Below are 13,731 nucleotides of genomic sequence, written 5' to 3' on the forward strand. Positions count from 1 at the left end.
TACGTCGATCACGGCATCATTGCTCGATGGCGTCGTCACGCAGCTTGAAGCGGCCGATCTCGTGCTGACTTTCGATGCGGATGTCTTCAGCTTCTCGGCGGCGACGACCGGTTCCGCAACGAGCGGGTTTTCGTTGCTGGCGGGGCAGCCGCTGTTCTTGCACGACACCCTGTGGCAGGTCGAGCTCAGTCTGGCGACGCCTGGTGTTGCCGTGGATGGCATTTCCGGCGCCCTGATTGAGGTGGCTTTCATGATCCGGCAGAGTGCGCCGCTGGGTGCGTCGGCCATCCTCTTTGCCAGCAAGGCAGCCTCGGATTACGTTGTTCCGGAACAGGTGGGCTGGATCAATGTGACCCAGGGATCGATACAGCCCGTACCCGAGCCGACATCATCGACGCTCGTCGCGATGGGGCTGCTGGCCCTGGTGGGCTGGAGTCGCCGTTTGCGCTGAGCCGGCAGGCGGACAAGCGGGCGAACGACCAGGCATTCGCTCGCCCGCGGCAGCGATTTTTCAACGTCACATCATGAAGGGAGAAGTGAAGGCCATGAGCAAAGTCGACCAACAAGAAAGCGCCGTTCCGAATCCTCCGGAGGGGGCTGCCGCGCCGCAAATGCCGCGGATCCGGTGGGTCACGGATGGCTTGAAGAGCTCGTACGCGAACTTTGCCAACGCGAACAGCACGCGCGAAGAAGTGGTGCTGAACTTCGGCGTGAACAACAGTTGGGACCGGGCGCAGCCGGAGATGGCGATTGAACTGTCGCATCGAATCATGCTCAGTCCATTCGCCGCCAAGCGGCTGTCGACGATGCTGGCGCAACTCATCGCAGAGTATGAGCAGCGCTACGGGCAACTCAACTAGGAGCCCGGTCAGCGCCTGCCCCTTGCCTCAGGCGCTGCCAACTGCCTGAACTGCAGGCGGTTGGCAGCGATGATGCCCCAACCCGCCGCGTCGTGATGCTGGTTCTGAAGGGCTTTCTTGGAGTCAAGCACTTACTCTGCCGGCGCCCATGCTGACCACTGGTCAGCCTTCGCCTCTGCCGCCACCGCCGCCGACTTCTGCAGCAGCTGGCTGGCGCTGCAATGCCTGCAGATCGAAGAGGTGCGCGCGGCGCTGCTGCTGCTCGAGCAGGGCGGCGGCACCTTCGTCCCGGCCGCCGTCTGGCCTTCGGCGCAGACCGACGTCGGCTACCTCGCACCGGCTGCCGAACGATGCCTCGGCGAACGCCAGGGCAAGGTGCTGTACGGCCAGCCCGGCGCGCTCGTCGTCGTCGCCTACCCGGTCGAACTCGAAGGGCGCCTGCACGGCGCCGTCATCGTCGACCTCGCCGAGCGCCCCGACGACGCACTGCAACAGGTGTTGCGGCAACTGCACTGGGGCATCGGCTGGATCGAGACGCTCTTCCTGCGCCGGCAGAGCCTCGCCGACGCCGAAAGCGTCGAGCGCGCGCGCAGCGCACTCGACGTCCTCGCCGTCGCCGCCGAACACGAACGCCTGCCGGACCTGGCGCTGGCGGTGGTCAACGACCTCGCCAGCCGCTTCGCCTGCGACCGCGTCGCGCTCGGCATCGACCGTCGCGGCCAGGCGCGCCTGCTTGCCCTCTCGCACTCCGCCTTCTTCGAAAGGAAGAGCCAGTTCGTCACCGCCCTCGAAAACGCCATGGATGAGGCGCTCGACCAGCGCCGCAGCATCGTCCAGCCGCCGCTCGACGAAGCGGACGGCGGCATCGCCATCGCCCACCGCGACCTCGCCGGCGCGCGCGCCGTCTGCTCGGTCGTCCTCGAACACCGGGGTCTCGGCATCGGCGTCCTCAGCTTCGCGCGCGCGAACCCCTTCACCAGCGACGAAGTGCGCAGCTGCGAGGCCGTCGGCACGCTGCTCGCGCCGCTCCTCGCCAGCCGCATCGAACTGCACCGCTGGTTCGCCGGGCGCCTCGCGTACCGCCTGCGCGACACCTGGCGCCACCTCCGGGACCGCCGCCGGCCGGGCCTGCGCGTCGGGCTCGCCGCCGCCGCCCTCGTCCTCCTCGGCATCCTCTTCCTCGACGGCGACTACCGCGTCAACGCCCGCGCCGTCGTCGAAGGCGAAGTGCAGCGCGCCGCCGTCGCCCCCTTCGACGGCTTCCTGCGCGAGGCACCCGTGCGCGCCGGCTTCATCGTCCGCCAGGGGCAGGTGCTGGCGACGCTCGACGAGCGCGACCTCCTCGTCGAACGGCAGCGCTGGCGCTCCGAACGCGGCCAGCACGAAGGCCGCTACCGCGACGCCCTGGCCCGGCACGAGCGCGCCAACGCCAACGTCGCGCTGGCGCAGATGCAGCAGGCCGAGTCGCAACTCGCGCTGGTCGAGGAGAAGCTCGCACGCGCCAGCATCGTCGCCCCGTTCGACGGCGTCGTCGTCTCCGGCGACCTCAGCCAGCTCCTCGGCTCGCCGGTCGAGCAGGGCAAGCTGCTCTTCGAGATCGCCCCGCTCGACGCCTGGCGGGTCATTCTCAAGGTCGAGGATCGCGACATCCGCGACGTCCGTCCCGGCCAGAGCGGCCGCCTCGTCCTCGCCGGCATGGCCGGCGAAGCCCTCGACTTCGAGGTGCAGAACATCGCCACCGCCGAAGCCGAGGACGGCAGGAACGTCTTTCGCGTCGAAGCGCGGCTGGCGCGCAGCGACCTCAAGCTGCGCCCGGGAATGGAAGGCGTCGGCAAGATCGACGCCGGCGCGCAGAGCTACGCCTGGATCTGGACGCACCGCCTGAGCGACTGGCTGCGCCTGCAGGCCTGGACCTGGCTGCCGTAGGCGCGGCATGGCGGGCCCCTTCCTCAGCGCCTCGTGGTACCGCGTCGCCGCCCTGCGGCCGGCGCTGCGCGCGCACGCCCGCATCCAGCGGCAGCGCTTCCGCGGCCAGTTGTGGTACGTCCTGCACGACAGCGCCGCCGGCAAGCTGCACCGCTTCAGCCCCGGCGCCCATCGCGTCGTCCGCCTGCTCGACGGCGAGCGGACGATCGACGCCATCTGGCACCAGGTCGCCGCCGAAGCCGGCGCCGACGCACCGACGCAGGACGAAGTGATCCGCCTGCTCGCGCAACTGCACGCCGGCGACCTGCTGCAGGCCGACCTGCCGCCCGACATCGACGAACTCGGCGAACGCGGCCGCCAGCAGAAACGCCAGAAACTCCTGCAGAGCGTCATCAACCCGATGTCGATCCGCATCCCGCTGTGGGATCCCGACGCCTTCCTGGCGCGCAGCTGGCCGCTGCTGCAGCCGCTCGCCGGCCGTCCCGGCGTCGCCCTCTGGCTCCTCGTCGTCCTGCCGGCGGCGGTCCTCGCCGGCGTCCATTGGTCCGAACTGACCGGCAACCTCAGCGACCAGTTGCTGGCCACCGACAACCTGCTGCTGCTCTGGCTGGTCTATCCGCTGCTCAAGGGCCTGCACGAACTCGGACATGGCTACGCCGTCAAGGCCGGCGGCGGCGAAGTGCACGAGATGGGGATCATGCTCCTCGTGCTGGCGCCGATCCCCTACGTCGAGGCCAGCGCCGCCGGCGCCTTCCGCAGCAAGTGGCGGCGCGCGCTGGTCGGCGCCGCCGGCATCCTCGTCGAACTCTTCCTCGCCGGCATCGCGATGCTCGTCTGGGTCACCATCGAACCCGGCCTGCTGCGCTCGGTCGCCTTCAACGTCGTCGTCGTCGCCGGCGCCTCGACGCTGCTCTTCAACGGCAACCCGCTGCTGCGCTACGACGGCTACTACGTCCTCGCCGACCTGATCGAGATTCCCAACCTCGGCAACCGCTCGAACCAGTACTGGCAGTGGCTCGCCAAGCGATACCTCCTCGGCGTCAGGCACCTCGAGCGGCCGCTGGCGAGCCCGGGCGAGCGCCGCTGGTTCCTCTTCTACGGCGCCGCCTCGTTCATCTACCGCACGCTGGTGATGATCGCCATCATCCTCTTCATCGCCGGCGAGTTCTTCTTCATCGGCGTCGTCCTGGCGATCTGGGCAGCGGTGACGATGTTCCTGCGGCCGCTCGCCAAGGGACTGTCGTACGTTCTCTCGAGCCCGGAAGTGCAGCGCACGCGCAGCCGTGCACGCCTCGTCACCTGCGGCGGCCTGGCGCTGCTCGCGCTCCTGTTGTTCGCCGTGCCGCTGCCGCTGCGCACGCACGCCGAAGGCGTCGTCTGGGTGCCCGAGAACGCCGAGGTGCGCGCTGCCGGCAGCGGCTTCGTCGAGCATCTCTTCGCCGCGCCCGAGGCGATGGTCGCCAGCGGCGACGTGCTGCTGGCGATGCGCGACCCGGCGCTCGCCGCGCAGGCCGACGAGAGCCGCGCGCGCGTCCGCCAGTACGTGGTGCAGTACGCGGCGCTGATGTTCGACGACCGCGCGCAGGCGGCGGCGATCCAGGAAGACCTGCAGCGCGAGCGCGTGGCGCTGGCGCGTGCCGAGGAGAAACTCGAGCTGCTGCTCGTCGTCGCCGGCATGCCGGGGCGGCTGAAGCTGGCGCGCGCCGCGGATCTGCCGGGGCGATACCTCCGTCAGGGAGAACTCCTCGGCTACATCGACAGCGGGCCGCCGCGCCTGGTACGGGTCGTCGTCGGCCAGGACGACATCGCCCTCGTTCGCGAGCGGCGCACCCGGGTCGAGTTCAAGCTCGCCGACCGCCTCGACCGGACCGCTGACGCACGCCTGCTGCGCGAAGTCCCGGGCGGCCACGAGCAATTGCCGAGCAGGGCGTTGTCGCTCGCCGGCGGCGGCCCGCACGCCACCGATCCGCGCGACACCGAGGGCCTCAGGACGCTGCAGCGGCTGTTCCAGTTCGACCTCGAGCTGCCGCCGGAAGCCGGCAGCCCGGAGATCGGCACGCGCGTCTTCGTCCGCTTCCATCACCACGCCGAGCCGCTCGCCACGCAGTGGGGACGCCGCCTGCGGCAGCTCTTCCTCGCCCGCTTCGATGTCTAGGGCGCTGCTCGCCGGCTGGCAGGTCCATGCCTTCGCCCCCGGACTCTACCCCGAGCGCGGCGACCTGCGCGACAGTCGCTTCGACCGCCTGCTCGGTCGCCTCGGCGGGCGCTGGGCGCAGCGCGGCGTGCCGCTGCGCCGGCAGCGCGGGCGGCGCTTCGTGGCAGAGGTCGAAGCGCTGGCCGATGCGCTCGCCGCGCTCGGCGAGGGCGAACTCGGCCGCCGCGCCGCCGCCGTCCGCCTGACGCTGGCGAGCGACGGTCTCGCCGCGGCGCCGGTCGTCGAGTGTTTCGCGCTCGTGCGCGAAGTGTGCACGCGGCTGCTCGGCCTGCGTCACTACCCCGTGCAGCTCATCGGCGGGCATGCGCTGCTGTACGGCAAGCTGGCCGAGATGCAGACCGGCGAGGGCAAGACGCTGACCGCCGTATTGCCGGCGGTGACCGTCGCCCTCGCCGGCGTGCCGGTGCATGTGATCACCGTCAACGACTACCTGGCGCGGCGCGATGCCGAACTGCTGGCGCCGGTCTACGCCTTCTTCGGCCTGCGTGTCGGCCTCGTCGTCCCCGGCCAGGAGCGCGACGAGCGCGCTGCCGCCTACGCCTGTGAAGTCAGCTACTGCGTCAACAAGGATCTGGTGTTCGATTACCTGCGCGACCGCATCAGCCAGAAGCGCAGCCGCAGCGCCAGTCGCGCCCGCGTCGACGGCTGGCTCGCCGGAACGCCGCAGCGTGCCGCACCGGCGCTGCTGCGCGGGCTGTTCTACGCCATCGTCGACGAAGCCGACAGCGTGCTGATCGACGAGGCGCGCACGCCGTTGATCATCTCCAGCGATACCGAAGACCCGCAGGGGCGGGCACTTTATGAGCAGGCGCTGGCGCTCGCCGCCGGACTGGCGGCGAAGGAGCACTACCGGCTGCGACCCGACGAGCGCAGCATCGAGCTGAGCGACGCCGGGCGTGGCGTGGTCGGCGATTTCGCCCGCGGCCTGCCCGGACTGTGGGGAATCGCACGCGCGCGCGAGGAACTCGTCGAGCAGGCGCTGTCGGCGCTGCACCTGTTCCAGCTCGACCGGCACTACCTGATCGTCGAGGGCAAGCTGCAGATCGTCGATGAATACACCGGGCGCGTGCTGCCCGACCGCTCGTGGGAGCGTGGCCTGCACCAGATGCTCGAGGTCAAGGAGGGAATCGACCTCTCGAAGCGGCGCGACACCATCTCGCGCATCACCTACCAGCGCTTCTTCCGCCGCTACCTCTGTCTCGCCGGGATGACCGGCACCGCCACCGAGGTGGCGCCGGAAATGCGTTCGGTGTATGCGCTCGACGTCGTCGCCATCCCGACCAACGAGCCGATGATCCGCCGCGACCTCGGACAGCGCGTGTATCGCGACAGCGAGCGGCGCTGGGCGGCGGTCGTCGAACGCGCCGGCGAGATGCGCACCGAAGGGCGGGCGGTGCTGATCGGCACGCGTTCGGTGGCGGCCTCAGAGGTCGCCAGTCAGCGGCTGCTGGCGGCCGGGCTGCCGCACGAGGTGCTCAATGCCCGCCAGGACGCGCACGAGGCCGAGATCATCAGGCAGGCGGGGACGCCCGGGCGGATCACGGTGGCGACCAACATGGCGGGGCGGGGCACCGACATCGTCCTCAGCGAAGAAGTGCGGGCGGCCGGCGGCCTGCACGTCATCCTGTCGGAGTTCCATGACGCGGCGCGCATCGACCGGCAGCTCTTCGGCCGCGCCGGGCGGCAGGGTGACCCGGGTTCCTGCGAGGCGATCGTCGCGCTCGATGACGAGCTCTTCCTGGCGCATGCCGCGCCGTGGCTCGGCTGGCTGCGCGCGCAAGCGGCGGCCGACGGCCTGCTGCCGCCGCTGCTCGGACGGCTGCTGCGGCGGCTGGCGCAGGGGGCCGCCGAGCGGCAGAATGCGCGCATCCGGCGGCAGACGATGGAACAGGACCAGCGGGTCGAGAAGTCCCTGGCCTTTGCCGGAAGAGGGGAGTAGGCGATGAACGGGGTGATGCGGATCGGCGGCAGCGTGCTGCTGGCGTTTCTGTCCGGGCCGGCGCTGGCCGGCGAGTTCGACTGCATCATCGAGCCGAGCCGGACGGTCGACGTGCGGGCGGCGAGCGAGGGGTTGATCGAGAAGATCTGGGTCGACCGCGGCGACATGGTGAAGGCGGGGCAGGTTCTGGTGACGCTCGATTCGGGCGTCGAACGTGCGGCGACCGAGGCGGCGCGTTACCGGTCGACGATGCAGGGGCGCGTGCGGACCGGCGAGAGCCGGGTCGAGTTCGCGACCGCCAAGTACAACCGGCGCGAGAAGCTCGCCGGCCAGTCGTTCATCTCGCTGCACGACCGCGACGAGGCGCTGACCGAGAAGCGGCTCGCCGAGTCCGAGCTGGTCGAGGCGCGCGACGATCGCCGGCTGGCCGAGATCGAGTACCGCCGCCTGTCCGAACAGTTGCGCCTGCGGACGATCAGGAGCCCGGTCGATGGCGTCGTCGTCGATCGCCTGCTGAGTGCCGGCGAACTGGCCGACAACCGCGACCTGCGCAAGCCGATCCTGCGCCTGGCCGACATCGGCACGCTGTTCGTCGAGGTGCTGATGCCGATCGAGGCCTTCGGCAAGCTGGCGCTCGAGCAGAACGTCGAGGTGCTGCCCGAGCCGCCGGTCGGCGGCCGCCATGTCGCGAAGGTGAAGGTCATCGACCGCGTCCACGACGCCGCCAGCGGTACCTTCGGCGTCCGCCTCGAGATGGCCAATCCGGGCTTGAAGCTGCCGGCGGGGATCAAGTGCAAGGCGAGCATCGCCGGCGTCGGTGGGCGCCCGGCGGGTGCCGCGGGCGTGGCGCGCCAGCCGGCGGCGGCTCCGCCGAGGGCGACACCGCCGGCGCGGCCGTTGTAGTCTGCCGAAGAGTGTTGCAGGGATGCCGCCTGCTCCTGCTGCCTCGCCGCGGGTACTGTAGCGGTTGCCGATATGCCAGACGGCACTGCGGCCGGCAGCGTATCAGGACTACGGCTGCACGGAGGCTGCGCGCTATGGCCCCTGACTGAGGATCACAGCCGTCCCCGCGTACGTCACTCTCGCCACCCGCCAGTTGGACCCGGCCTGATCGTAGTGGGCGTTGCTCTTGCGCACGCCGACGATGGCGTTGGCCCCTATGCCAAGCCCCTGGCGAGCGAGACCGAGCAGTGCCTGTTTTTCCGCCAGGCGATACTCCCAATCCGAGGCGGCTTCAGTATCCGACAGGGCTTCCACGTAACCCAGGGTCCGTACCGTCCTGCCGCCAGGCACCGCGCTGGTGGTGACCAGCAGGATCTGGCTTTGGACCGTGGCGAGTTCACGCTCTACTTCCTCCAGCCGCCGAGTCGTCGTGGTCTTGTCCCGGCGACTCCAGCGGAACATCACGACCCCGATCAGCAACAGGCCGAGCACCGGCAGGAACCAGAAGACGGAACTTGTCTGAGTAGAAGCAGCGATGGGCATGGGAACCTCCAGAGTAAGCGTCCATCGGGCCCACCTACCAATCCAGTGCCAGTTGCCGCACCCTCTCGAGGTTTTCACGGGAGAGTGCGATGGGCAAGGCTGGCGAAGTGGCAGCGTACTGGCGAGGGCATGTAGCAGGTTGGCGCGCGAGTGGGGAGAGCCAGAAGGCCTATTGTGCGCGGAACGGGCTGAGGGCTGGATCGCTGAGTTACTGGCACCGGCGTTTGGCGAAGGAAAGCGGAACGGTCGTTGCCGCCGCGCCGGTGACTCTCGTTCCCGCGACGATGGCGCCCGTTGCAACCCATTCGGGGCCAAGCCTGTCGTTGAGCATGCCTGGCGGCTGGCGACTCGAATTCGCGGCGCTTCCGGCAGCCGACTGGCTGCGTGCGCTGTGCGCAGAGCGCCGATGACGGTTCCGCCCGGGCCCACGCCGGAGCGCATCTGGCTGGCAGTCGAAGCGGTCGATATGCGCTCGGGTATCGATGGCCTGTCGGCCCGCATCCAGGCCAGCCTCGGGCGCACGCCCTGTGACGGTACTGCCTATGCCTTCACCAACCGGCGCCGGAACCGGCTCAAGCTCCTGGTCTGGGACGGCACCGGCGTCTGGCTGTCGCAACGCCGGTTGCACCGCGGCGCCTTCATTTGGCCCAGCGCCAGTGACCCCGTTTTTGCCCTTTCGGCAGCGCAATGGCGCTGGCTCGTCGCCGGCGTCGACTGGCAGCGCCGCGACGCCCCGGCGCCCGCCCACTGGCAAGTCTAGAGCACTGAAGTTCCTGGCAAAATAACGCCAAATCAGTGGTTTCCGGATTCCTGGCGCACATCTTCATGGTATCATCCAGCATGGATTTGGCCAGCGAACTTGCCCCTTTCTCTCCCTCTTCGGAACTGCTGTCCTGGGTCGAGAAGCGGGTCAGTGGCCTGCTTGAGCAGCTCGATACCCGCGCCACGGAGATTCATTGGCGTGACGCCAAGATCGAGAAACTGACCCTCGAACTGGCCCATCTGCGGCGGATGAAATTCGGCGTCAAGAGCGAATCCCTGACCGCCAGCGAACGCGACCTCTTCGACGAAACCCTGGCTGCCGACGTCGCCGCCTGCGAAGCGCGCCTCGCCGAACAGCGCCAGGCGGCCGCGATGGGGCCGCATCTGCCGCTCCCCGAGAAAGCCAAACGCGAACGCGCCGGCCGTCAGCCCTTGCCCGAGCAACTGCCGCGCGTCGAGCACCTGCACGAGCCCGAAACCTGCACCTGCGGACAATGTGGTCAGGCGCTGGTGCGGATCGGCGAGGACGTGACCGAGAAGCTCAGCATCGTCCCCGCCGAGTTCTTCGTCGAGCGCCACATCTATCCCAAGTACGCCTGCCGGCCCTGCGAGACCGTCATCGCCGCACCGGCCATCGCTTCGGTCATCGATGGCGGTTTGGCGGCACCGGCCTTGCTGGCTTGGGTGATGGTCAGCAAGTACGCCGATCACCGTGTGCTACGAACGCGACCGCCGTTGTTGAGGTGGAAGCGATGCTTTACCAAAGATGAGGGTAGGCCCCTCGAAGTCGGCTTGCAGGAGCAGGCTTCAAACCGCCACAAGCTGCGGGAATTAAGAGTTCCCGTGGTGAGCGTTGCTGGAAAAGGCGGAGCGAGACTCCGTCAGGTAAGGGTCAAGGAGACGAACGCAAGTGAACCGCTGATGACGTGTCGAAATGTATATAACCGACGTCGAAACCGGGAGGGAGTGATTGGCCCGGGACAAGGTTGGGGGAAACCTGATTACTGCCCAACCGGCGTCCGGCATGAAGGCGGCGTGACTTTGATCCAGGCTTTGGTAAGGAACGTAGGAACCTGTCGTCCTGATGTTAAGGGAGAAGCCCCAGCGGATAGCCTCCGCAAGGGTCAGAGTACCGATGCGGGGCACAGGGACGGAGTCGTCCGTAGTAGGGATGAAGGTCCTGTAATGGGACTGGACCGAAGGGGCGACGTCGTTCAGCTTTGTTACGTGGGCAACCCAACCGGGGAGGACCTACGTGGATAAAGCAAAGCCGTTTTGTATTGCCAAGCGGGAAGTTTGGGAGGCATATAAGCGGGTGAAGGCAAACCATGGATCGGCGGGTGTTGATGGACAGTCGATTGCGGAGTTCGAGGGGGATCTGAGTAACAACCTCTACCGGCTCTGGAATCGGATGTCATCCGGTAGCTACATGCCGCCGCCGGTCCTCCGGGTCGAGATACCGAAGGGCGATGGCAAGATGCGACCGTTGGGAATTCCCACGGTAGCAGACCGCGTAGCCCAGATGGTCGTCAAACGCCACCTGGAACCCATTTTGGAGCCCGTGTTTCATAAGGACTCCTATGGGTATCGGCCCGGGCGTTCTGCGCACGATGCATTGGCTGTGGCGCGGCGGAGATGCTGGAGTCATGACTGGGTGCTCGATCTCGACATCAAGGGGTTCTTCGACAACCTCGATTGGACCTTATTGATGCGGGCGCTGCGCAAACATACCGACTGCAAGTGGGTGCTGCTGTACATCGAGCGATGGCTGCAAGCTCCCGTGCGCATGCCGGATGGCACGCTGGCCAGCCGTGAGAAGGGGACGCCACAAGGGGGAGTCGTCAGTCCCATCTTGAGTAACCTCTTCTTGCACTACACGTTCGATAACTGGATGAAGAAGCATCATCCGGAAATTCAGTTCGAGCGTTATGCTGATGATGTTATCTGCCACTGTCACAGCGAGGCTCAGGCGATTGCGTTGCGGCAAGCGCTTGAGCAACGGTTTGCGGCGTGCAAGCTGGAACTGCACCCGCAGAAGACCAAGATTGCCTACTGCAACGATGCGAATCGATGCGGTAGCTACTCTGAGCAGCGCTTCGACTTTCTGGGCTACACGTTTCGTCCCCGTCGGTCGATGAATCGCAAAGGGCGGCTATTCGTCAGCTTCTCTCCGGCAGTGAGCGACAAGGCGGCTAAAGCGATGCGGGAAACGATGCGTCGCTGGCGGCTGCATCATCGTGGTGATCTTGGCCTGGACGATCTCGTGCGTTGGACCCGTTCCGTGATTCACGGGTGGGTCCTCTACTACGGTCGTTTCTACCCGTCCGCCCTTCAGCGGGCGCTGCATACCTTGGATGCCTACCTGATACGTTGGGCACAACGCAAATACAAACGCCTCAAGGGGCACAAATCGAGAGCCTGGGATTGGCTGGCGCGGCTGCAATCGCGGCATCCATCCCTGTTCCCGCACTGGAACCTTGCGGCAGTGGTTGGACGATAGGAGCCGGATGAGCCGAGAGGTTCACGTCCGGTTCTGGGAGAGCGTGGGGGTGAGATTCCCCCGCGCCACTCGACTGCCACTGTATCGTCTCGAACGGCAGGCCGCCCGGTCGGGGGTGACCCTCTCGCGTTCGACGCTGGCCGACTGGGTCGGCCGTACCGGTGTCGCCCTGGAACCGCTCTGGCTGCGCCTCGCCGAACTGCTCCGCCAGGGCGCGGTGTTGCATGCCGATGAAACCCCGGTGCAGCAACTCGATCCGGGCAATGGAAAGACCAGGCGGGCCTATCTCTGGGCGTATCGCAGCAATGCCTTGGCAAGCGATCCGCCGATCGCCGTCTTCGACTACCAGCCCGGCCGGGGCGGGAAGTATGTGGCGGAGTTCCTGCGCGACTGGCAAGGCGCGCTGATGGTCGATGAATTCGCGGGCTACCAGGCCCTGTTTCGCGGCGAGGTGATCGAACTCGCCTGCATGGCGCATGCCCGGCGGAAGTTCTTCGACCTCCACCAGGCCAATCAGCATCCGATCGCCGCCGAAGCACTGCGCCGAATCGGCGAACTGTATGCCATCGAGGCGGCGAACAAGGAAGCGACGGTTGAGGAACGGGCTCGACGGCGACGAGAAACGAGTCAGCCGCTCCTCGAGGCCCTGCATTTGTGGCTGCTGAGTAGCCGTCGGTCGGTCGCCGACGGAGGTGCTCTGGCAAAGGCGATCGACTACAGCCTGCGGCGCTGGCCGGCGCTGGCTCGTTATGCGGGCAACGGGTTCTACCCGATCGACAATAACCCCGTGGAGAATGCGATTCGTCCGATCGCACTCGGGAAGAAGAACTGGCTGTTCGCGGGTTCCGAGCCCGCCGGCCAACGCGCTACCGCGATCCAGTCGCTGCTCGAGACGGCTCGCCTGAACGGGATCGAACCGATGGCCTGGCTCACCGAGACCCTCGAAAAGCTTCCAAATTGGCCGAACAGCCGCATCGACGAACTGCTGCCACTGAAGACGACAGGCTGAGCGCGTCGCCCCGGAGGGGTGGCTGTGTCGGACGCTTACCCTCCAGAGAGTTTTCAGTCCAGCATTGCACAGGTCGCCAAAAATGCAATACCTCGGCCGCGCCCGCCGCCCTCTGCAACCGGAACACCCTCCCGGCAGACTGCCGGCCGAAATGCACCACCGCCGGCCACATTTCCAGCACCGGAGCCCGACCGCCCCGATAGAGTCGGGCTATGCCGATCCACCGCCGCAATCTCCGTCGCCTCTGGTTTCCCCTGGCACTCTGGATCGCCGCCGCGTACCTCGCCTTCGGCCGCGCCTACCTGATCGCCTTCAATCTCACCAACAGCCTTCCCGGCACGGTCTTCCTCATCGAGAGAGGCACCCTGCCAGACCGCGGCGAACTCGTGGCCTTCCGCTGGCAAGCCAACTGGCCGTATCCCAAGGGCAGCCTCTTCGTCAAACGCCTGATCGGTGTGCCCGGCTCGGTCGTCAGCGCCATTGGACGGGATTTCTTCGTCGATGGTCGCCCGGTCGGCCACGCCAAGGAACGCGCCAGAACCGGTGAATCCCTGGAAAGCGGTTCGGTCGGCACGATCCCCGAGGCGCACTACTACGTCGCCGGAGAACATCCCGACAGCCTCGATTCCCGCTATCGGCTGACCGGCTGGATCACCCGCCAGCAGATCGTCGGAACGGCGCACCGGATTTTCTGAGGGGCGCACGGCCGGGCACCGGGGATGCGACACGAGCACGCGGCACGGGTCCTCGCGCAGCGATCGAAGCGCCTGTGGATCGCCGTCGTCCAGCAGGCGATCGACGATGCCATGGGTCGGGCCAGCTTTGCGCCCGGCCCGCCCGAGGAGATCGAAAGCATCCAGCGCGAGGCGCTGCGCTGGATCTTTCTGGACCGTGTGCCGCTTGCCAACTCCTTCCACTCGATCTGCGACCTCCTCGACATCGATCCCGACCGGGCGCGCGAGCGCCTGCGGTTGCACCCGGCGATTCGCCGCGGGCTCGCCCGCGCGCGACGCCGACGCAGCGGGTGAGGGGACT

General features: G+C 67.6%; 13 protein-coding genes. 12 read left to right on the top strand and 1 reads right to left on the bottom strand.

Annotation, left to right across the window (positions count from 1 at the left end; translation table 11 throughout):
* Positions 1-19: 19 nt before the first annotated feature.
* The 6 genes from HT579_12235 to HT579_12260 all read left to right on the top strand — a co-directional run bounded on the left by HT579_12235 (position 20) and on the right by HT579_12260 (position 7,843).
* The gene (locus HT579_12235) at positions 20-451 is read left to right on the top strand and encodes a PEP-CTERM sorting domain-containing protein (protein QKS29607.1); all 432 of its coding nucleotides are present in this window, start codon (positions 20-22) and stop codon (positions 449-451) included.
* 94 nt (positions 452-545) lie between these two features.
* Positions 546-860, top strand: coding sequence for a DUF3467 domain-containing protein (locus HT579_12240; protein QKS29608.1), 315 nt, complete (start codon positions 546-548; stop codon positions 858-860).
* Positions 861-977: 117 nt separating this feature from the next.
* Entirely contained in the window at positions 978-2,786 is a 1,809-nt protein-coding gene (locus tag HT579_12245) for an HlyD family efflux transporter periplasmic adaptor subunit (GenBank protein ID QKS29609.1), read from the top strand.
* A 7-nt stretch (positions 2,787-2,793) separates the two neighbouring features.
* Complete coding sequence (locus tag HT579_12250) at positions 2,794-4,941, top strand: PqqD family peptide modification chaperone (GenBank protein QKS29610.1); 2,148 nt, start codon at positions 2,794-2,796, stop codon at positions 4,939-4,941.
* A complete protein-coding gene (locus tag HT579_12255) occupies positions 4,934-6,940 on the top strand; it encodes a hypothetical protein (protein ID QKS29611.1) in 2,007 nt (668 codons plus the stop codon). The genes HT579_12250 and HT579_12255 overlap by 8 nt, the downstream gene beginning before the upstream one ends.
* A 3-nt stretch (positions 6,941-6,943) precedes the next feature.
* Complete coding sequence (locus tag HT579_12260; GenBank protein QKS29612.1) at positions 6,944-7,843, top strand: efflux RND transporter periplasmic adaptor subunit; 900 nt, start codon at positions 6,944-6,946, stop codon at positions 7,841-7,843.
* Positions 7,844-7,975: 132 nt separating this feature from the next.
* Here the strand turns inward: HT579_12260 and HT579_12265 are convergent, their stop codons facing one another.
* Positions 7,976-8,425 carry a hypothetical protein gene (locus HT579_12265; protein QKS29613.1) on the bottom strand — a complete coding sequence of 150 codons (450 nt, stop codon included), beginning with the start codon at positions 8,423-8,425 and terminating at the stop codon, positions 7,976-7,978.
* A gap of 406 nt (positions 8,426-8,831) precedes the next feature.
* Here HT579_12265 and tnpB point away from each other — a divergent pair, with 406 nt between their 5' ends.
* From tnpB to HT579_12295, 6 genes are all read left to right on the top strand, one after another.
* On the top strand, positions 8,832-9,185 hold the full coding sequence (tnpB, locus tag HT579_12270; protein QKS29614.1) for an IS66 family insertion sequence element accessory protein TnpB: 354 nt from the start codon (positions 8,832-8,834) through the stop codon (positions 9,183-9,185).
* Between the two features lie 35 nt (positions 9,186-9,220).
* The gene (locus HT579_12275) at positions 9,221-10,450 is read left to right on the top strand and encodes an IS66 family transposase zinc-finger binding domain-containing protein (protein ID QKS29615.1); all 1,230 of its coding nucleotides are present in this window, start codon (positions 9,221-9,223) and stop codon (positions 10,448-10,450) included.
* Positions 10,443-11,687, top strand: coding sequence for a group II intron reverse transcriptase/maturase (ltrA, locus tag HT579_12280; GenBank protein QKS29616.1), 1,245 nt, complete (start codon positions 10,443-10,445; stop codon positions 11,685-11,687). The genes HT579_12275 and ltrA overlap by 8 nt, the downstream gene beginning before the upstream one ends.
* Positions 11,688-11,736: 49 nt before the next feature.
* Positions 11,737-12,696 (top strand): IS66 family transposase, encoded by a 960-nt coding sequence (locus tag HT579_12285; protein QKS29617.1) that lies wholly within the window; start codon positions 11,737-11,739, stop codon positions 12,694-12,696.
* A gap of 212 nt (positions 12,697-12,908) precedes the next feature.
* Positions 12,909-13,391, top strand: coding sequence for a S26 family signal peptidase (locus HT579_12290; GenBank protein QKS29618.1), 483 nt, complete (start codon positions 12,909-12,911; stop codon positions 13,389-13,391).
* A gap of 24 nt (positions 13,392-13,415) precedes the next feature.
* Positions 13,416-13,724 (top strand): hypothetical protein, encoded by a 309-nt coding sequence (locus tag HT579_12295; protein ID QKS29619.1) that lies wholly within the window; start codon positions 13,416-13,418, stop codon positions 13,722-13,724.
* The last annotated feature ends 7 nt before the right edge of the window (positions 13,725-13,731 follow it).

Source organism: Candidatus Accumulibacter similis, from assembly GCA_013347225.1.
Classification (GTDB): Bacteria; Pseudomonadota; Gammaproteobacteria; order Burkholderiales; family Rhodocyclaceae; genus Accumulibacter; species Accumulibacter similis.